4 protein-coding genes are annotated in these 21,537 nt (G+C 69.5%); all 4 read right to left on the bottom strand.

What is annotated here, in order from left to right; genetic code table 11:
• Window positions 1–2 precede the first annotated feature (2 nt).
• From ACQR0Z_RS30275 to ACQR0Z_RS30260, 4 genes are read right to left on the bottom strand one after another with little or no spacing between them, the layout of a single operon-like run.
• Window positions 3–1,190, bottom strand: a complete 1,188-nt coding sequence (locus tag ACQR0Z_RS30275; protein ID WP_434921054.1) for a cupin-like domain-containing protein — start codon at window positions 1,188–1,190, stop codon at window positions 3–5.
• The gene (locus tag ACQR0Z_RS30270) at window positions 1,187–5,161 is read right to left on the bottom strand and encodes a type I polyketide synthase (RefSeq protein ID WP_434921053.1); all 3,975 of its coding nucleotides are present in this window, start codon (window positions 5,159–5,161) and stop codon (window positions 1,187–1,189) included. The genes ACQR0Z_RS30275 and ACQR0Z_RS30270 overlap by 4 nt, the downstream gene beginning before the upstream one ends.
• Window positions 5,158–11,544, bottom strand: coding sequence for an SDR family NAD(P)-dependent oxidoreductase (locus tag ACQR0Z_RS30265; RefSeq protein ID WP_434921052.1), 6,387 nt, complete (start codon window positions 11,542–11,544; stop codon window positions 5,158–5,160). Before ACQR0Z_RS30265 ends, ACQR0Z_RS30270 begins: the two co-directional genes overlap by 4 nt.
• Entirely contained in the window at window positions 11,541–21,476 is a 9,936-nt protein-coding gene (locus tag ACQR0Z_RS30260) for an amino acid adenylation domain-containing protein (RefSeq protein ID WP_434921232.1), read from the bottom strand. Before ACQR0Z_RS30260 ends, ACQR0Z_RS30265 begins: the two co-directional genes overlap by 4 nt.
• Between the last annotated feature and the right edge of the window lie 61 nt (window positions 21,477–21,537).

The following is a 21,537-nucleotide window of genomic DNA, read 5'->3' as shown; positions in this document are numbered from 1 at the left end:
TGTCAGGCCTGATAGGCCAGGCGTCGGCCGAAGCGGCGCACCGCCTCGTTGAACGCCTCGCGCTTCTGCCAGATGCGCTGCCGCCAGGCGGGGCCGGCGGGCGGGCGGCGATAGAACGCGCATAGCGCACCATCGAGAAAATCCTCGGCGGTGATCACCGGCTCCGCCGGTGGGTGCTCGCCGGGCAGCAGCGTGCTGCGATAGCATTCGCCGGCGAGAGCGCGCATCTGCCGGTACTTCTCGCGCGCGCTCGCTGCCGGTTCGTTGGCTGCAGCCCGCAGCCGTCGTGCCGCCGCCTTGCAGGCATCCGCGCGGCGCGGGTCCAGCGTGCCGGCCACGATGTTCTGGATGTGGCAATCGCGGTGCACGCTGCCGATCAGAGCGACTGCGTCGGGATCAGTCACGCCGCCGAAGCGGAAGCTCACTGACATCGCGGCATCGACATAGCCGACATGATGCCACCAGAACGCCGGCATCAGGATCGTCTGTCCCGTCTCGACCACGATTTCGACGCCGCCGGCATAGGCGATCAGCGCCGCGCGCTCGGCATCGTTCATCGCGTTCACCGCAATAGTCGAGAAGATGTCGATGGGAAACAGCTTGAAGCCGGACTCCGGGGGAAACAGCACAATGCGCTTGCGGCCGAACACCTGGTGCAGCAGGACGTCACGGCCGTCCCAGTCGGTGTGGAGATCCGACGCATTGCCGGCATTGGCGACGAACATCAGGGAATGCGCCTCGCTCGCACCGCGCTGCGCCAGCGGATTGCCGTAGCCGCCATGCACTTTCTCGATGCCGACCGCGCTGAGATCACAGCTCTCCAGGATTCGTTGCGGCGTCGGCTGCTCGCTGGTGAGCGCGCGCGTCATGGGCTCGCGCGCGATCAGGTCGAGATAGTCGCGCAGCAGGCCAGGCTTCTTGTTGATGGCGATCGGCGCGCTGCTGCCCTGCACGAAGTTGCGGATGTTGGACAGGTGGGCATCGATGTAGTTGACGCCGATCATGACTTGAAGATCGCCCAGGGCGTCGCGCACCTTCTGGGCATCGGTCAGCTCGCCGAGCAGACGTCCCTTGAACAGCCCGTTGATGACCGCTGGCTGGCGGCGCGCCAGCAGCTCGTCGCGGCGCGCCGGAAGATCCGCGGCATCATAGGTGGCGATGACCGGCTGGCCGGGATGAGGTGATGTCATTGCAGTCGCTCCAATTCCTGACGCAGCAGCCGCTCGGCCTCTTCCTCGGAGAGGTCGTCGATCTCGGTCGTGCTGACGGTCTGAGTGATGCCAGTGGCGGGCGGCGTAGCGGGATCAGCAAACAGGCCGGTGAGATGATCGAGCAGGGCCTCGATGGTCGGGTAGTCGAACAAAAGGGTCGTGTGCAGCTGATGGCCCAGCCGCTCGCCGAGATCTTCGCGTAGTTCGAGCGCCGCCAATGAATCCAGGCCGAGATCGAACAATCGCGTCCTCGGCGTGATCGTGTCGACGTCGGCAAGACCGAGAACCTGTCCGAGCAGCTCGCGCAGGTGGCGTTCGATCGCAGCACGGCTCCGATCGGTTGGCGGCGCGGCTGCAGCCGTCGCCGCGGCCGGATATGGTGTCCTGGCAGGCGCTCTGATGGATACGGGCGTGGTCTCGCCGGTCAGCATGCGGCGGCTCGCGGTGCGGAAGACGAAGCCGTTTGCGACGAGGAGCGGAGCCCGGCCGACCGTCAGTTGCACGCTGGCCGCCGGAGAGTTTCCCGTCGCGGTCGTGCCGTCGTCGCGCCATGCGGTGCAAGACAATTGTCCTTCGATGGGCTGCGGCCAGAGCCGAAGCTGATCGATGCGGAAGGGCAGATGAGCCAGGTCGTCGTCGCGCCGGTCCCAGAACCGGCTGAGCAGCTGGAACGCGCTGTCGAGCAGCCCGGGGTGAATAGCGGCATCGGCAACATCGACCAGGGGAGCCGGACGCCGAAGCTCGGCGGTCAGCTCGCGACCATTGCAGCGGATCGCATCGGCCCATTGAAACGACCGCCCGAGATCGAATCCCTGCGCGATGAGATCGTCATAGAACTCGCTTCCATCGAGCGCTTCGGCGTTCAATGCCGAGCGGCCACGCTCGACCGGAAGGCTTGCGGCAGCGGCGTGCTGCTCGGCGCGGCCGGTGACATGGGTCGTCCAGCCGTCATCGTCAAACGAATCGGAATCGGCGCGACGGCTCATCAGGCGGATGCGGTGCATGCCGGGGCCGGCGGGCGTCAGCACGAGCTGCATCACGATGCCCTGCGGCGGCAGATGCGCCGCCTGAACCAGCGTCACGTCGCGCAGCGTCAGAGGACCGGCAGTGGAGAGCGTTCGCAAGGCGGTGAAGATCATCGCGAGATGCCACGCGGCGGGGACGATGACCTCGCCGAACACGCGGTGCTCGATCAGAAACGGATCGCGCCCGGCGATCTCGGTTTCGAACCGCAGCTCGCCCTGCGCCTGCGGCAACGCGAGCCTGCGGCCGATCACGTGACTGCGGCTTGGTGCCGGCGATGCCGCTTCGGCGGATGACGGCAGGCGGATCGGGCGGCGGTTGAACGGCGTGGTGGGCAGCCGTACGCGTGGTGCCGCGGGTTGGCTGGCGGCGAGATCGGCCGGCAGCCCGTCGACGGCGAGCGCGGCCAGCGCGTGGCGCATCTGCCTGGTATCGGCGATCCCCGGCGCCACGCTCGGCAGCCACAGAATGTCAGCATCAGGCAGGGTCTGACGTCCCAGTCCGATCAGGACCGGTTGCGGGCCGATCTCGATGACGGCGGTGACGTCGCGCTCAGTGAGCTGCCGGATGCTCTCCTCGAAGCGCACCTGCTCGCGCGTATGCCGGCACCAGCGATCGGGATCGGAGATCTCGTCAGCACTGACGACACCGCCGGTGAGATTGCCGATCAGCTCGATGCTCGGCGGCGCGAAGCGGACCTCCGATACGGCGTCTCGAAGCGCGGGCAGGATCGGCTCCATCGCCCGGGAATGGAAGGCGTGGGAGACGTCGAGGCGCTGTGCTGCGATGCCATCGCGTCCGCAGCGCGCGACGACATCGTCGATCGCCCGTGACGGCCCCGCGATGGTGACGCTACGCGGCGCGTTCGTCGCGGTGATCTCGACCTCGCCGCCATAGCGTTGCACGAGCGGCGCGATCCGCGCCGCATCCGCCCGCACCGCCGCCATCGCGCCGCCCTCGGGCAGAGACTGCATCAGCGCTGCGCGACGGCAGACCAGCCGCAGCCCGTCATCGGGGCCGAAGGCGCCGGCGACACAGGCGGCGGTGTATTCGCCGAGACTGTGGCCGAGCACGATGTCCGGCACCACGCCCCATGCGCGCCATTGCTCGGCCAAGGCAAGACCGAAGGCGAACAGCGCCGGCTGCGCCCAGCCGGTGCGGCGGAGCTGTGCGGGTTCGATGTCGCCGAGCAGAAGATCGCGCAGCGGCACGTCGAACTCGCGCGTAGCCACCGCGATCGAGCGTTCGATGCTGTCGCGGAACACCGGCTCGGAGCCGTGCAGCGCGCGCGCCATCGCCGGACGCTGCGCGCCCTGGCCGGTGAAGAGGAAGGCCACGGCGCCATCGCGCCGGCGTGTCGACTCTCCCTGCAGCACCGCGGGATGCGTGGCGCCGGACGCGATCGCCGCAAGCGCAGCGCGTGCCTCGTCGCCTCGATCCGCGATGACGGCCAGGCGGTGCCGCAGCGGCGTCCTTTGCCGAAGCGCGCTCGAACAGATCGCGGCAAACTCGGTGTCGCTGGCGTGCTGCAGCTGCTCGCGCATCGCGTGGGCGAGTGCCGTCAGGGCGTGCGGGCTCTGCGCCGACATTAGCAGCGTGGACGGATGCGCCAACGACCCGTTGTCGGCCGGCGGCTTGCGATCGGCGCGCTCGACGATCACATGCGCATTGGTGCCGCTCATGCCGAACGAGCTGATGCCGGCGAAGCGCAGCTCCTGCTGCGGATGATCGAGACGCGACGGCAGCGTGAACGGCAGCGCACCCCAGGGAATATCGGGGTTTGGCGTGCCGACGCCCGGCTGCGGCGGCACCTGTTGATGGTCCAGGATCAGCAGCGTCTTCAGCACGCCGGCCAGTCCGGCCGCGGCTTCGAGATGGCCGATGCTGCTCTTGACCGATCCAAGCGGGAGCTTGGAGATGCGTTGCTGAGTGTCGAAGACGGCGGCCAGAGACTCCAGCTCGATCGGATCGCCGAGCCGCGTGCCGGTGCCGTGGGCTTCGACATAGCCGACCGCCTCGGACGGGACGTCGGCCGCGGCGAGCGCGTCGCGAATGACCTGTTCCTGCGCGATCGCATTGGGCACGGTGAGGCCGCTCGCCGGTCCGTCGTGATTGACGGCCGTGCCGCGCACCAGCCCGAGCACGTCATCGTCGCCCGCATCCTCCAGCCGGCGCAGGACCAGCACGACGCAGCCTTCGCCGCGGCCGAAGCCGTCGGCATCGGCTGAAAACACCTTGCTGCGTCCGTCCGGCGCGAGCACGCCGGTGCGCGACAGGAACAACGTGACCTGCGGCGTGAGATGCAGATGCACGCCGGCGACCAGCGCGAGGTCGCATTCGCGGTTCTCCAGGCTTTGGCAGGCGAGATGCAGCGCCACCAGCGACGAGGAGCAGGCGGTGTCGAGCGACAGGCTCGGTCCGTTCAGTCCGAGCTCGTGTGAGAGCCGTCCCGACGCGAAGCAGAGCAGGGCGCCCGTGCCGGAATAGGGACCGATGCGCGCAGGGTCTGCGCCATACAGTTCGCGGGGCGCGTATTGCGGCTGGCCGATGCCGACGAACACGCCGGTGCGGCTGCCGCGCAGCGAGCCGACGGGAACACCGGCATTCTCGACGGCCTCCCACGCGACCTCCAGCAGCAGGCGTTGCTGCGGATCGAGCGACGCGGCCTCCCGCGGGTTGATGTTGAAGAACTCCGGATCGAAGCCGTCGACATCGTCGAGAAAGGCGCCGCGCCGGACATAGGTGCGGCCAGCCGCGCGGCGGTCAGTGTCGAAGAGGGCTTCATTGTCCCAGCGGCCCGGAGGCAACTCGCCGATCGCATCGCGGCCGGTGCTGAGCAGGTCCCAATAGGCATCGATATCGGCGATGCCGCCCGGCAGGCGGCAGCCGGCGCCGATGATGGCGATGGGCGCGCGTCGTCTCGTCATGCGCGCGCCCCGGTGCGTCCTGACGGCTGTTCGAACAGCGCGGCGTCGAGGAAGGTCGCGAGCTGTTCGACCGAGCCGTGCCTGAACAAGGTGGTCTGCTCGATGCGATGTCCGAGCGACGCACGGATGCGGTTGCGCAGGTCGAGCGTGGCGAGCGAGTCCATGCCGAGGGCGAAGAAGCCGCGGGTGCGGTCGATGTCGGCAGCGCCGGCAAAGCCGAGCACGGCGGCGACCAGGCCGGCGAGATGATCAGCCAGCGCCGCGCGACGGCGGCGGGCCGGCAGGCGCGCCAGCTCGCTGCGCAGCTGATTGTCCGTTGCAGGCTCCGAGCGGACCACGCGCAGCGGCATAGCTCCCGCGGCCGTCGTTGCCTTTGGCGCGACGAGCGCATCGATCAGGGCCGGCGGAGTGCTGGCGCAGGCCCGGGTGAACAGCGTCCAGTCGGCGTCCAGGACGGCGGCTTGAGGAAGGTCCGTTCGGATGAGCTGACCGAGCACAGCGAGACAGGCCTCGGCCGGCATCTCGCGCAGGCCTTGTCGGGTCCATTCCCGCTGTGTCGCCCGCTCGCCGGCGCCCACCATGCCGGCGCCGGACCAAGGGCCCCAATTGATGCTGAGCGCCGGCAGTCCCGCCGCGCGCCTGACATGCGCGAGTGCATCCAGCCCGGCATTGGCGGCGACATAGCCCGCGAGACCCGGTGCGCCGAACAGCCCGAAGGCCGACGAGAACAGCACGAAATGATCGAGCGGCAGATGGCGGGTGGCCTCGTGCAGATGCCAGGCGCCGTCGAGCTTGGCCGCTAGCACGTCTTTGACGCGATCCCAGGTCTGTGTCTCGATCAGACCGTCATCATGGCTTCCCGCGGTGTGGAAGACACCGCCAAGCGGCGGCATCACGCCGCGGCATCCATCGAGCAGCGCGGCGACGTCGCTGCGCTGGCCAAGATCCGTCGAGCGCAGCATCACCGTGACGTTTCGCCCGCGCAGCTCATCGGCAAGGGCGCGTGCCGCGGTCTCGGCCGAGCGACTCGCGATGACGATATGGGTGGCGCCGTGGGCGGCGAGCCAGCGCGCCAACGCGGCGCCGAGGGCGCCGCCGCCGGCGATGAGCTGGGTCTTGCCGGCGAACTGGTGCGGCCGCTTCGGTGCCGTCGCCTGAGACAGCCGCAGCCTCGGCACGCGGGCGGAGCCGTCGCGCCAGGCCATGCGCCATTCGGCTGAGGCGCTGTCGAAGAAATCGGCGATCAGCCAGTCGGCGAAGGCGGCATCGCGCAGGGCTGACGTGTCGATATCGATCAGTCGGGCGCCGAGCCAGGTCTGCTCGCGGCCGAGCACCAAGGGAAGTCCCTGCAGCGCGGCGATCGCCGCGTCGGTCGGCTCATCCGCGAGCGTCGCCATCGCGCCGCGGCTGAGTGCGAACAGCCGCCTGGGCGGATGTGCGAGCTGCGTCAGTTGCTGTAACGAGGCGAGCACGCGCGGCGCCAAAGTTGCCAGTCTCTCTGTCGGCGCCGTGCTCGCATCGGATGACGTGGACAACGCACGCAAATCGACCACCGCGTCGATGCCTTCATCGAGCTGGCTGATCCCGTCGGCATCATCGGCAACGATATGGCTGACAATGCCGCGGCTGCCGAGCAGCGCGGCGAGCGATTGCGCCTGTTCGCCCTGGTCAGCGAGTAGCAGCCAAGGACGTGCGGTCGAAGCAGCCGCGCGGAGCGGGAGCTTGCGGTGCGGCGCGTCGATCCAGTCGATCACGTGGATGGTTCGCGCCTCTGGCCGAGGCGCGGCCGCGGCGCGGACGAAAGTCATGCCGCTGATGCGGGCAATGGTTGCGCCGTCGGCGGCGTAACACATCAGATCCAACACCGCGGCACGTCCGCCTGGTGCGACGTTGCGCAGCTTCGCGTGCGACCACGCGAGCCCCGCGATGTCGCCGAGCAGATCGATGCGTTCGCAGCCGGCCGGGATCCCGCAAGGGATGGTCTCGGGCAGCGCGGCTTGTGCCACCAGCAGCGCCCCGTCCAGCCGGATGGCGTTCGCAAGCGCTGACGGAACGTCGCCCGAACCGATATGTCCGATGGCTTCACCGGGGCCGCCGCGGAGGGACGTGAGACACGTCATCCCGACACCAGGTTCGCAGCCCTCGGCCCGCAAGCGTGCGATGAGTTGATCGATGGTCATGCCTGCCGTCAGCGCATGCTGAAGCGCGTTTGGCTCGGTGATCGCGGCGTCATCTCTTTCAGCTACGAGATCACTCAGTTCGGCTTCGGCATGAACCGTCCAACTCGCGTCGGCGCCGCGGCTTGCGATCCGCGCACGGCGCGTTCCCGGCTCGTGCGGCAGCAGCAGCGTCTGCACGTCGACGGCATGATCGGGAAGCGGCAGCGGCTGGCGGAATGCGATCGACGACAGCCGCAGCGGCGCGAGGCTGATCGGGCAGGCCCCGCCGGGACCGCTGCCATGCGCCTCGATCATCATCGCCAGCATCGCCGCCGCGGATAACGTCGGTGTCTCGCCGAGACGATGCGTCTCAAGCGCCGGCCACCGGCCGCCGCCGAGCGTGGTGGCGTGCACCGTTCCGTCTAGCGCCAGCGGGATCATCGGCCCGATCAGGCTCGACGGCGCGGCCGCTGGTGCGTCGAGCCGCAAGGCGGGCTGCGAGTCCGCGGCCGGAGCCGCGTCGATCCAGTAGCGCTTGCGTTCGAACGGCGTGGTCGGCAGTGCGATGCGTCGCGACGGACGACATTCGAGCGTGCGCCAATTGATGCCGGCACCGCGCACGAACAAGTCGCCGGCTGCGCGCGACAAGGTCTGCCATGCGGGCTCCGTCGGCACCAGGCTCGGCAACAGCGCGACGGTGCTATCGGTCAGGCAGTCGCGAGCGACGCCGGTGAGCACCGGGCGTGGTCCGATCTCGAGGAAGACATTGGCGCCGAGCGCGGCGGCCGTCGCGATGCCCTGACGGAAGCGGACGGGCTGGCGCACATGGCGCACCCAATAGAAGGGGTCGGTCAGTTCGTCGTCGATCAGTTCTCCGGTGACGTTGGAGACGACGCGGATGCGGGGCGGCCGCGGATGGAGCTTGCGGCAGGTCTCGCCGAACGGCGCCAGCATGCTCTCCATCAGCGGCGAATGACCCGCGCGCGAGACATGCAGCCGGTGAACCTCGATGCCCTCGCGCGCGAAATCGGCGAGCGCGGCGTCAACCGCATCGGGAGCGCCCGAGATGACGCAGTTCTGCGGGCTGTTATAGGCGGCGATCACGATGGTCCGCCCGGCGATGCGGCGCTCGACAAAGGCGGCGTCGGCGAACACGACGGCCATGGCGCCGTCCGGCGTCGCCTGCATCAGCCGGCCGCGCATTGCGACGAGTTCGACGGCCTCAGGGAGATCGAGCACGCCGGCGATGCAGGCCGCGGTGACCTCGCCGAGGCTGTGACCCATCACCACCGACGGCGTGATGCCGGCATCGATCCACAGTCGCGCCAGCGCGTATTGAAACGAAAACAGCGCCGGCTGGGCATAGCTCATCTGCTCGATGACGACCGGCTGGCCAGCCGCCGGGTTCATGATCTCCAGCAGCGGCCTGTCGAGGAATGGCGCGAACAGCTCGGCGCATTCGTTCAAGGCGGCTGCGAAGCCGGGGTGGCTGCGGGCGAGCTCCTCGGCCATGCCCGGATATTGCGAGCCTTGGCCCGTGAACAGGAAGGCGACGACAGGCGGCGTGGTGGCGGTGCCGCTGATCACGTCCGCGTAGGGCCCGCCGGCGAGATGACTGCTCAGCTCGCGCCGCCAGGCGGCAGGCCCCGCGCCGACGATGGCAAGGCGATGCGGTTGCGCGCTGCGGCCCGTCGCGGCTGTGGCCGCGATGTCGTCGGGAGCCTGCGTGTCGCCGCTCGTTGCGAAGTAATCGAGATAGCGCTGCCCGAGCGCCCGAAGCGCCGCAGGCGAGCGCGCCGAGAGCACGAGCAGATGCTGCTGCCGCGGATCGTCGGGGCGCTCGTCCAGGTCCGGCGCTTCCGCGAGCACGACGTGCGCATTGGTGCCGGAGAAGCCGAACGAGCTGATGCCGGCGCGGCGGCGCTGTCCGTCGCGCCGCTCCCAGGGCTGCAACTGCGTCGGAAGCCGCGCCGGGATCGCCGCGAGATCGAGCAGCGGGTTGATGGCGCCGAGATGCAGCTGCGGCGGGATCGCACTGTTGCGGAGCGCAAGCACGGTCTTCATCAAGCCGGCGAGGCCGGCCGCCGCTTCGGTGTGTCCGATATTGCTCTTCACCGAGCCGATCAGCAGCGGCTGCGCGCGGCCGCCATGCACGGCAGCCAGCGCGTTGAACTCGATGGGATCGCCGAGCGGCGTGCCCGTGCCATGCGCCTCGACATAGTCGATGTCCCCGGCGGCAACGCCGGCATCATCGAGCGCGCGGCGGATGACGGCCTGTTGCGCCAGCCCGTTCGGCGCGGTGAGGCCGTTGCTCGGACCGTCATTGTTGACCGCGCTGCCTTCGATCACGGCCAGCACCGGATCGCCATCGGCAAGCGCGTCGTCCAGGCGCTTCAGTGCGATCACCGCGCAGCCTTCGCTGCGCACGTAGCCATTGGCCTCGGCCGAGAACGGCTTGCAGTGCCCGTCAGGCGCCAGCATGCCGGCTTGCGAGAAGGCGATGCTGAGCTCGGGGCTGAGGATCAGGTTGACGGCGCCGGCCAGGGCCATCCGGCAGTCGCCGGCGCGCAGCGCCTTGGCGGCGAGATGCACGGCGACGAGGCCGGCCGAGCAGGCGGTGTCCACCGAGAGCGCCGCGCCCTGCAGGCCGAGCGTGTACGCGATCCGGCCCGACGCGATCGATCCGGAATTGCCCGTGCCATAATGACCGTCGAGCCGCCCGGCGCCGCCGGCGATCCGCTCATAGTCGTGACCGAACAGGCCGACGACGACCTGGGTGTCGGAGCCGGCGAGACCGGCCGGATCGATGCCGGCGCGTTCGAGCGCCTCCCAACTGCATTCGAGCAGCAGGCGCTGCTGCGGATCCATCGCCGCCGCCTCGCGTGGCGACAGGCCGAAGAAGCCGGGATCGAACTGGTCGACATCCGCGACGAAGCCGCCGCGCCGCGTCGTGATGCGTCCGGGACCGCCGGCGGGATCGTACAGCGCATCGGCATTCCAGCGCGACGCCGGCACGTCGGTGATCCCGTCGCGTCCTTCACTGAGCAGCGCCCAGAATTCGTCGGGCGTGGTGACGTTGCCGGGAAAGCGGCAGGCCATGCCGATGATGGCAACTGGTGTCGACGTCGTCTGCCCGTGAGGGACGGTTGACGTCGCGGCGGTGCGATGCGGCGCGGCCTTCGGCTTTGGCGATGACGAAGGCGGCGCGATCAAGCCTTCGACGATCTTCTCCGGCGTGGGATGACGGAAGAAGAAGGTAGCGTCGATCGAGGTGCCGAGCGCCCGGTTCAGCCCGGCTCGCAGGCTGTGGAGGTCCAGCGAGTCCAGCCCCATCGCATGCAGCGTGCGTCCTGGCGCAAAGCCCGCGGCGCGAGATGGTCCGAGCACATCGCGCAGCGTGGCCGCGACGATCTCCGGCACGTCGCGCGCGTTGATATCAAGCTTGACGGCGCTGTCGCCGGTGATCGCATCCAGCCGGCCGGCGTCATATGCGATCAGCACGCCGGCCTCGGCACCTGCCATGTAGCCGGGGAATGCTCCTGGCAGCACATCGAGGATGCGGGCGCCGCGCGCGACATGGAAGCGCAGGATGGCATCGACCGGCAGTCCACTCGCATCGCTGCGGGCGACATAGGCGGCGACGTCGTTCTCGCCCGATGCTGAGAAATCGCGGCAGAGCGTCACGCCGACGATGGTCGTGATGCCGGCGGCGCGGGCCAGCCGCAGCGCCAATTGCACCAGCGCTTCGCCGATGCCCGTCTGGGCGTGGGCGGGATCGACGCAGACGCCGAGCAGTTGCGCCACCATCCCATCCGGCGCGTGCAGCGTTTCGAACTGATGAGCCGGCAGGCTGCGCAGCGCCTGCGCGCCCGTGATGCGCTGTCCGTAGATCGCGCCAATGATCCGCTCCCCGCGTAGCACCACGATCTGATCGTCAGGCGCATTCTGGATGCGGCTCAGCAGCCGCTCGGGCGGGCTGCGCAGCGGCGCGGGCCAACAGACCGAGTCCAGCGCGGCGAGACCTTCCAGATCGGTTGGGAGGGCGGCGCGAACCAGGATTTCGGCCTGATCGTCGCCGGTGTCGATGGCAAACCAGATCGGCACGCCGTCGCTGCTCTGCAATGGTGCCGGAATGCGCTGCTCGGTCACGGCGCGCTGCAGACGCTGGATGAGCGCCGCCTCCAGCGTGACATGCGACGGGGAGGGCGAAAGCTGGGCGGTCATGACTGATCCACGCTTTGCGCGACGCGCGCCGCAAACGGTCCGCGCATCAGCCCGTCATGATCGCATTCGAGTTCGATCAGCTCGAACGCGCCGGCGATCAGTGCACGCCATCCGGGTGGCGCAGCCGGATTGCCGCGCTGACGGGCGTGGAAGAACGTGGCATCGCCGATGTACGGCGCGAGCTGATAGCCGGCGAGCAGCCGGCCGCAGCGGACATAGGACTGCACGATCTCCTCGACCTGGGCGGCTGTGATGTCAGGTGGAAACTCGCCGCTGCGGCTCAGCATGTCGGCCGCCTTGGTGTAGTCGAGCGCCGTCCCGTCGCTGTTCTGGCCTGCGAGGTCGGCGACGATCTCGGCCGTGCTCACCTCCCACCCGCCTTCGGGCTTGACCGGCGCGTCGAGCAGCAGAAGCGATGCCACGGTCTCTCCCGCCGCGACGAGCTGGCGGGCGATCTCGAACGCGACCACGCCGCCATAGGACCAGCCGAGCAGATGATACGGGCCGTGCGGCTGAACCCGGCGGATCTCCTGCAGATAGCAGCGGGACTGATCGACCAGGCTCGCCGGTGCAGCGCCGTCTCGCCCTGTGACATCCTGCAGGCCATAGACCGGCCGTGCGATCGACAGGCGCGAGACGATCTCGAGATAGCAGAACACCGTGCCCGTGGCCGGGTGGATGCAGAACAGCGGCGGCGCTTCGCCCGCTGCGCGCAGCGTCACCAGGGCCTTCGCGGGCTGCGGTGGCGCGGTGCTGCGCAGGTGCCGCGCCATGCCCTCGATGGTCGGATCCGCCGCGATGTCGGCGGCGCGAAGCTTGAGGCCGAACTCGCTGCGGCAACGCGCGATCAGTTGAATGAGGATCAGCGAGTCCCCGCCGATCTCGAACAGGCTGGTGGTCACGCCGATCGGCGCCGTGCGCAGCAGCTCCTGCCAGATCGACTGCAGCGTGAATTCGATGGCGTCACGCGGCGCGATGATCCGGGTGTCGGTCTCTGATCCCCCGATGGCAGCCAGCGCCTGCCGGTCGATCTTTCCGGCCGGGTTGAGCGGCAGGCGGTCGAGCCGGATGAACTGGGCCGGCACCATGTAAGCCGGCAGATGTTCGGCGAGGTGGCGGCGCAGTTCGGTCGGCGTTGCGTCGGCGCCGTTCTTCGCCGACCACCAGCACACCAGGCGCTGGTCGCCGCTGGTGTTGTCGAGGCCGATGGCGGCGGCGTCGACCGCCTCGTGCCGGCGCAGAACCTCCTCGATCTCGCCCGGCTCGATGCGGAAGCCGCGCAGCTTGATCTGGGCGTCGGCGCGGCCGAGGAAGTCGAGGTTGCCGTCGGGCAGCCAGCGCACGCGATCTCCGGTGCGATACAGCCTGTCGCCCGGCGCACCCCAGGGATCGGCGATGAAGCGTTCCGCCGTCAGGCCTGGACGGCCGAGATAGCCGCGCGCCAGGCCGCGACCGGCCACATAGAGTTCGCCGGCCACACCGATCGGCACGGGATCTAGCCTGTCATCGAGAACGTGGCAGCGCAGCCCGAGGATGGGACGGCCGATCGGCGGCGGACGGTCGCCGCTCAGCGGCGCGCTGATCGAGGCGCACACTGTGGTTTCGGTCGGACCATAGCCGTTGACGAAGGTCCGGCCGGGCGCCCACGACCGGGCGGTCTCAGCCGGGCAGGCTTCGCCGGCAACGACCAGCACGCGGCAGCCGTCGAGATCGCTTGGAGCCATCACGCTCAGCGCACTGTGCGGCAGCGTGGCGTGGCTGACGGCATGACGCCGGACGAGGCTTGCGAGCGCATCTCCGGGCAGCAGATCCTCGGATGAACCGACGACGAGGGCGGCGCCGCTGCCGAGCGCCATGCAGATCTCCCACACCGAGGCGTCGAAATTCGGCGAGGCGAATTGCAGCACACGGTCGTCCGGTCCCGCACCGAACACGGCGCGCTGCGCACGAACCAGGTTGGCGGCGCCGCGATGCGCGACCATCACGCCCTTCGGCCGTCCGGTCGAGCCGGACGTGTAGATCACATAAGCGAGGTCGTCGGGCCCGATCGCCGGCCGCGGATGGCGCGGCGCGCCGTCGGGCCCCGCCGCAAGATCGTCCATGCTGATGCGCCGGACGGAGGGCGGCAGCCATGCTGCCGCGCTGTCGGTCAGCACACGCTGCAGCTTGCTGTCAGCAACGATGAACGCCAGGCGGTCGCGCGGGTAGGCGGGATCGAGCGGCACATAAGCGAGCCCGGCCTTCAGCGCTGCCAGCGCCGCGATGACGAAGCGGGCGCGGTCGGTGCAGGCGATGCCGACGAACTCGCCGGAGCGCGCCCCGTCATCGTGCATCCGGCCGGCCAGACGGTCGGCCGCCTCGTGCAGCTGCCGATAAGTCACGCGGCCGAAATCGCCGATCAAAGCGGGCGCGTCGGCGTGCTCGCGCGCCGTCTGCTCCAGCAGGTCCGCCAGCGTCTCGTCGGCAACCGCAGTCGGCGCCGCGGTCGCGTTCCAGGTGGCGATCTGCTGCAGGTCCTTCGCGTCGGCGCCGAGCAGGCGCTGCAGCGGCGCGTCGCGGTCGGCTGTCACGAGGCGATCGATGATGTCCACAAGGCCGTCGGCCAGCCGCGCCATATCGTCAGCGGCGAACCGCCCGGCATCGTAGCTGAAGGCGAGTTCGTAGACGTCTCCCGGCATGACCGCCACGGCCAGCGGATAATGCGTATGCTGGTCCACCGGCAGCACGTGGATGGAGAGATCGTCGACCGTCCCGTCGATCGCGGCGGCGGGCAGGTTCTCGAACACCATCAAGGTTTCGAACAGCTCGCGATCCGGCCGTCCGGTCCAGCGGATGATGTCGGCAAGGCCCGCATCCGCATGGCCCATGCGCTCGGCGTGTCCGGCCTGGATCTGCGCCAGCCACTCGGCCGTACGGGCCTCCGCCGCCAGTCTGATCCGTGCAGGCACGGTATTGATCAGCAGCCCCGCCATGCGCGCGATGCCCTCGATCTCCGGTGGCCGCAGCGCAATGGTCGTGCCGAACACGACGTCGGCGGATGAGGTCAGGCGCGAGAGCATGACGGCCCAGGCGGCCTGCAGCAGCGTGTTGGCGCTGACCCGGTCCTGACGCGCCGCGCGTCGCAGCGCCGCTGTCCGGTCCCGGTCGATCGTTCGCTTCAGCGTGCGCTGGCCACGGCCCTGCGGCGGCGTCGGCAGCGACAGGCGCGCCATGGGCGCTGTGTCCGCCAGATGCTGGTGCCAGAACCGCGCGCTCTGCTCGCGGTCCTGTTGCGCGAGCCAACGAACGAAGTCGCTGAACGGCGCGCGGGGCGGCAGGATGTCGGTGCGGCCCGCCGTGAGCGCCGCGCGCGCGGCGAACAGGTCTTCCAAGACGAGCGACAGCGACCAGCCGTCGAGCAGCACGTGATGATTGCTCAGCACCAAAGCGTGACGGTCCGCTGCCAGCCGGAGCAGCACGACGCGCAGCAGATTGCCGCCGTCGAACCGGAACGGTGTCTGCAGATCATCGGCGAGCACATGACGCAGCGCCTGCTCGGGCTCGTCATGTGCGCTGAGATCACGCGTCTCCCAGGGAGCATCAACCTGATTCCGGATCAGCATCACGTAGCGGCCGTGACGCTCGCTGATAACAGTGCGCAGAACCTCGTGTCGGTCGACGACGGATGTCCAGGCGTCGTGCAGGACCGTTGCATCGAGGTGGCCCTCGATGATCAGCACGGTTTGCATCCGATAGGCATCGGGCGCGTCGTCATCGAGGCTGTAACGCAGCAGGCCGAGTTGCAGCGGCGTGAGCTCGACCTCGTCCTCTGCAGGCTGCCGCCGCGTGCCGCTCGCCGAGCTTGTCGCCGCGGGCACAGTGTGCTCCTGCACGAAGGCGGCGAGGCGCGCGACCGTCGGCTGCCGGAAGATGTCGCGGGCGCTGAACACGAGGCCGGCCTGGCGCGCGCGCATCACCACCTGGATCGCCAGGATGGAATCGCCGCCGAGCGCGAAGAAGTCGTCGTCGATCCCGAGCGGGTCCTGATCGAGGACCGACGCCCAGATGTCCGCCAGTAGCCGCTCGACGACCGTGCCGGGCGACCGGCGCGCGACGTCGGTCACGTCGGCGTCAGTCCAAGGCAGGGCCGCGCGATCGATCTTGCCGCTGCGGCTGCGCGGCAGCGCGGGGAGATCGATGATGCGTGAGGGCACCATGTAGTCCGGCAGGAGCTTGATGAGATGACTGCGCATCTCATCCAGCGTCGCAAGACGATCTTTTTGTCGCGGCACCACATACGCAACGAGCTGGGCGTGGCCGCGCGTCTCACGCACCATGACGCAGGCATCGGCGATGTCCGGATGGCGCTGCAGCGCGTGCTCGATCTCGCCGGGCTCGATGCGCAGGCCGCGGAGCTTGATCTGGTGGTCGACGCGGCCGAAGCATTCGAGCACGCCGTCCTCGCGCCAGCGGCCGCGGTCGCCGGTGCGGTACAGCCGCGCGCCCGGCGCGCCCAGGGGATCGGCGATGAAGCGTTCGGCCGTCAGGCCGGCGCGGTTGCAATAGCCGCGCGCCAGCCCGACGCCGCCGATGTAGATCTCGCCTTCGACGCCGACCGGCACCTCGGCGAGCCAGTCGTCGAGCACGCGGATGACGGTGTTGGCGATCGGCCTGCCGATCGGCGGGCGTCCGCTGTCCGCGCCCGAGAGCCGCATCATGGTCGAATAGATCGTTGTCTCGGTCGGGCCGTAGTAGTTGTGGACGCTGGCGACGCCGCAGGCGGTCAGACGCTGCAAGGTCGGGTCGGTCAGGGCTTCGCCCGCACTGAGGACCTTGAGGCCGGCGAAGGCGCTGGTTACGGACGCCGTCAGCAGGTTCAGGACGGTCGGCGTCGCCTGCAGGGCCGTGACGCCAGCCGCGCCGATGAGCGCCGCAAGCCGGTCCGGCGCCGTCGCCTCATCCTCGGCGGCCAGCACGACGCAGCCACCGGTGACGAGCGGCAGCAGCAGCTCGACGATCGAGATGTCGAAAGACGCCGTCGTGGTGGCGGCGAAGCGGTCGCTGGGCTGCAGCTGCAGTTCGGATTGAACGGCTGCGAGCAGATTTTGCAGGCCGCGACAGGTGACGGTGACGCCCTTCGGCCGCCCTGTGGTGCCGGAGGTGTACAGCAGATACGCCGCCCGCAGCGGATGCGGCTGCCGCAAGGGCGGCGCCGCATCCATCGTGCCGGGATCGATCGCGAGGACCGGCACGGGCGTGGGCAGAGCCACGGACGTGTCAGCAACGATTGCAAGCGCGGGATTGGCATCGTCCAGCATGTAGCTGACGCGCTCGCGCGGCAAGGACGGATCGATCGGCAGATAGGCCGCCCCGGCTCGCAGCACGGCAAGGATCGCCACCAGCAGCTCGGGCGAGCGCGGCAGATGGAGTGCGACGAGATCGTCGGCGCCGATGCCGCGCGCGGCCAACTGCCCGGCGACCGCGCCCGACATCGCCTCCAGCCTGGCATAGTCGATCGTTTCGCCTCGCCAGATCAGCGCAGGCGCGGTCGGCGTCGCCTGAGCGTAGCGCAAGAAGCTCTCGAGCAGATGGCCTGCCGGCTCGGGCGTCGCCGTGGCGTTCCACGCCGTCAGGCGCGGATCGGGGCGCAGATGCGCCGTCATAACGCGGCCGAGCCGTGCATCGCCGTCGTCGGCCATGGCGTTGAGCAGGCCGCGCAGCTCCGCGATCAACGCAGCCGCCGGCGTGCCGCCGAACAAATCGGGGCGGGCGTGCAGCCGCAGCGTCAGACGAGCACCGGGCAGTACGGCCAGGCTGAGCGGATAATGGTTGGCGTCGCGGCCCTGCACCCGCGTGATGCGCAGCGCGCCGCTGTCACCGATGGCCGCGGCTGAGACCGGATAGTTCTCGAAGGCGAGCAGCGTGTCGAACAGCGTATCGGTGCCGAGCTGCTGCTGAATCTCGCCGAGGCTGAGATGCTGGTGGGCGAGCAGTGAGGCCTGACGGTTCTGCAGATCGGCGAGGAACGTCCTGATCGTGGTCGCCGGCGAGAGTTTCACCCGCAGCGGCAGCGTATTGGCGAGCAGGCCAACGATATGGTCGGAGCCATCGAGCGCGGCGTCGCGGCCGGCCACGGTGATGCCGAACACGACATCGTCGCGCCGCGTGCGCGCCCCGAGCCAGAGCGCCCAGGCGCCCTGGACGAGGGTTGCGAGCGTGACCCCGAGCGCGCGCGCCGTGGCCACCAGGCGCCGCGTTTCGTTATCCCCGAGCGTGACGTCGGTCTGCGTTGCGTCCGCATGGCCGGGGAGCTGCGGCGCGACCAGTAACGGGCCGCCCCAATCCTCGAATGCATCGCGCCACGCGGTGAGCGCCGCGCCGCGGTCCTGCCGGTCGAGCCAATCGAGATAGCGGCTGTACGGCACCGCCGGCGGCAGTGCGGTGTTGCCGTGATAGAGCTGCATCAGATCGCGCAGCACGATCGGCATCGACCAGCCGTCGATGAGAATGTGATGCAACGTCAGGATCAGCACATGGCTCGTTGCGGCGCTGATCAGGCTGCCGCGCAGCAGCGGCGGCGCTGCGAGATCGAACCGTTGGGTCAGATCGTCCTGGCGAACCCGGTCGACGATGGTGGCGACATCCTCACCCGCATCGACCATCCGCTCACGCCAGGGCAGCTCGACGGAAGGCGCGATGCGTTGCACGAAGCCGTGCGAGCCATCGGCATGGAAGGCCGCGCGCAGATTGTCATGCCGGGCCAGCAGCGCGGCGACGGCGCCGCGCAGCCGATCACGATCAAGCTCGCCTTCGAACGCGACCTCGAGCTGGACGACATAGACATCCGTCCGGCCGGGATCAGCGAGGTGCTCATACAGCAGCCCGCGCTGCAGCGGCGCTAGCCGGACCTGCCGGATCGGCACAGTCCTCGCCGCATCGCTGCGCGGCAGCGGTGTCGCCGGCGTGAGCTCGGCGAAGCGTTCGAGCAGGGCGAACCAGCGCGTCGCGAGATGGCGGGCGAAACCATCGTCGACCACGCTTCGGTCGCTCGACCAGGTGGCGCTGAGCCGCGCGTCGGCGCCCTGGCCGATCGCGACCGTATTCAGCTCGACCGCGTGCGCGGGACGCAGATCCGACTGTTCGACGAGATCCGCGGGCAGGGCGGTCGGAATGATGCTCCAATCCGCGACATGGTCGGTCGCGAAACGGCCGAGATAGTTGAAGCCGACCTTCGGCGCGGGCAGGCGGGCGAGAGTTTGCGCGCTGTCCTCGTTCAAATAGCGCAGCAGGCCGAAGCCGAGCCCGTCATCGGGCACATCGGCGAGGCCCGCCTGCACCGCGCGCAGTGCGCCGAGCAGACCTTCGCCGTCGGCGTCAGCCGCGGGGAGATCGAAGCGGACGGGATAGAGGCTCGTGAACCAGCCGACGGTGCGCGACAGATCGATCGCCGGGTCGAACTCGTTGCGGCCGTGCCCTTCGAGGTCGATCACGACGGTCTGCGGTCTCATCGCATCGTGGTCGGACAACGCCAGCACGAAGGCTGCGAGCAGGATATCCAGCACGCGCGCGCCAAGCCGGCGCGGCGCGTCGCTCATGATGCGTGCGGTCACCGATGCCGGCAAGGTCAAGGTCAGATGCTGCATGCCGCCGGAGACCGGCTGTGCCGGCGGCGTCAGCTGCGGCGGAGCTGCGCTGGCGGCCAGCGTCCGCTGCCAGTGCGGCAGTTCGGCCAGCACCGAGGGATGCCGTGATCGCGCGTGAAGCCACCGCGACCATTGTCCGAAACTGGTCCCAAGGGCGGGCAGCTGAGCCGGCTGACCGGCGGCCGCTGCCTTCCATGACGCAGCGAGTTCCTCGATCAGGATGCGCCAGGACACGCCATCGACCGCGAGGTGATGCAATACGAGCAATAGCGCATCATGGTCGGTTCCGGCCGCCGTGAAATGCACCGCCTGCAGCATTACGCCTGCGGTCGGCTCGAGGCGCGCCTCGGCCGCGCCGATCTCCTGGCTGATGCGCTGTGCGCGCTGCTCCGCGGTCAGCGTGCTGATATCGATCTGGCGCAGGCAGCGGCGCGTCAGCGCCGGGTCAACCGGCGCGATCTGCAGCGACGCCGCGCCGTCGATCGGGTCGAAGGCGAGTCTGGAGCGAAGCATGGCATGACGCGCGATCGCGGCGTCAATCAGTTTGATCAGTTGCGGCGAGGTGAGGCCGCGCGGCAGCCGCACCGTCATGCTCTGGCTGAAGCGGGCGAGATCGGTGCCGCGGTCGAGCAGCCAGCGCATGATTGGCGTCAGCGGAACGGTGCCGCCATCCGCCTCATCATCAGTGTCGACCTGCTTCGGGGCGGTGATGGTCGCGAGCTTCGCGATCGTGCCCTGCTGGAACACGTCGCGCGGTGTGAGCACGAGGCCGGCTCGCCGTGCGCGCGTCACCATCTGGATGCTGGTGATGCTGTCGCCGCCGAGCTCGAAGAAGTTGTCGTCGATCCCGATCTTGTCCGTGCCGAGCAGCTCGGCCCAGATCGCGGCGAGCGCCTGCTCGGTCGCCGAGCGCGGCGCGCGATAGCTCGCCTCCGCGGCGGCGGCGAGATCGGGCTCGGGCAGGGCCTTGCGGTCGAGCTTGCCGTTCGGCGTGAGCGGCAGCGCGTCCAGCGCGACGAACAGCGCCGGCACCATGTAGTCCGGCAGCAGCGCTGCGAGATGACTGCGCAGCTCGGCCGTCGCCGGCGCAACTCCGTCGCGGCCCACGACGTAAGCGACCAGACGCTGTCCTTGCCCATGCTCCTGCGCAACGACCGCGACGGCAGACACACCGTCATGACGGCGCAGCGCGCTCTCGATCTCGCCAGGCTCGATGCGGAAGCCGCGAATCTTGACTTGGTGGTCGGCCCGACCGAGGAATTCGAGCGTGCCGTCGGCGTGCCGCCGCGCGCGATCGCCGGTGCGATAGAGGCGCGTGCCCGGCGGTCCGAACGGATCGGCGATGAAGCGCTCCGCCGTCAGGCCGGGCCGGTTGAGATAGCCGCGCGCAACGCCTGCGCCCGCGACATACACCTCGCCCTCCACGCCGATCGCGACTTCGTTGAGCTGTGGATCGAGCAGATGGATGCGTGCATTGTCGATCGGTGCGCCCATCGGCGGCGCTGCGTCGCCCGACAGGGGGGCGCTGATCGTGGCGCAGACCGAGACCTCGGTCGGGCCGTAGGCGTTGAGCATGCGTCGGCCGGGTGACCACAGCGCGACGAGTTCGCCAGGACAGGCTTCGCCGGCGACGACGAGCACGCGGCATCCGGCAAGATCGGCCGGCTCCATCACGCGCAGCGCGGTCGGCGGCAGCGTTGCATGGGTGACGCCGCATGATCTCACGAGCGCTGAGAGCGATGCGCCCGGGCGGAGCGTGTCGGCATCGCCGGTCACGATCGCCGCGCCCATGGCGAGCGCCGTCGCGATCTCCGACACCGATGCGTCGAAGCTCGGCGAGGCAAACTGCAGCACACGGTCGCCGGCCTTGATGTCGAACGCTGCGGTCTGCGCGTGGACGAGATTGACGAGCCCGCGCTGCGGGATGGCGACGCCCTTGGGCCGGCCGGTCGAGCCGGAGGTGAAGATGACGTAGGCGAGATCGTCGGGCCGCGGACGCCGCTGCGGCAAGGCGGGCGGCTGTTGCAGCAGTGTGGGATCATCGAGCCGGAGCTGCGTGAGATCAGCCGGAAGGGCCGCGGTGCTGCCGTCGGTCAGCACCAGTTGCAGCCTCGCATCCTCCGCCATCACACGCAGCCGCTCGGCCGGGTAGGCCGGATCGAGCGGCACATAGGCGTGGCCGGCCTTGAGCACGGCAAGGATCGCGACGATCAGTTCCGGCCCGCGGCCGAGCGCGATGCCGATCAGCGCGTTGAGCGTGGTGACGCGCGCTGCGAGATGTCCGGCGAGGTGACCGGCGCGGCGATGCAGCTCGGCATAGCTGATCTCGCCGCCGTCATGGACGATCGCCGGCTGCTCGGCATGGTCACGC

This window comes from Bradyrhizobium sp. HKCCYLS3077, from assembly GCF_051167555.1.
Lineage (GTDB): Bacteria > Pseudomonadota > Alphaproteobacteria > Rhizobiales > Xanthobacteraceae > Bradyrhizobium.
This window is presented reverse-complemented; position numbering and strand designations above follow the sequence as displayed.

Coding starts and splice junctions, on each gene's coding strand:
- ACQR0Z_RS30265 (WP_434921052.1), bottom strand. CDS start 11,544: ATGACCGCCCAGCTTTCGCCCTCCCCGTCGCATGTCACGCTGGAGGCG.
- ACQR0Z_RS30275 (WP_434921054.1), bottom strand. CDS start 1,190: ATGACATCACCTCATCCCGGCCAGCCGGTCATCGCCACCTATGATGCC.
- ACQR0Z_RS30270 (WP_434921053.1), bottom strand. CDS start 5,161: ATGACGAGACGACGCGCGCCCATCGCCATCATCGGCGCCGGCTGCCGC.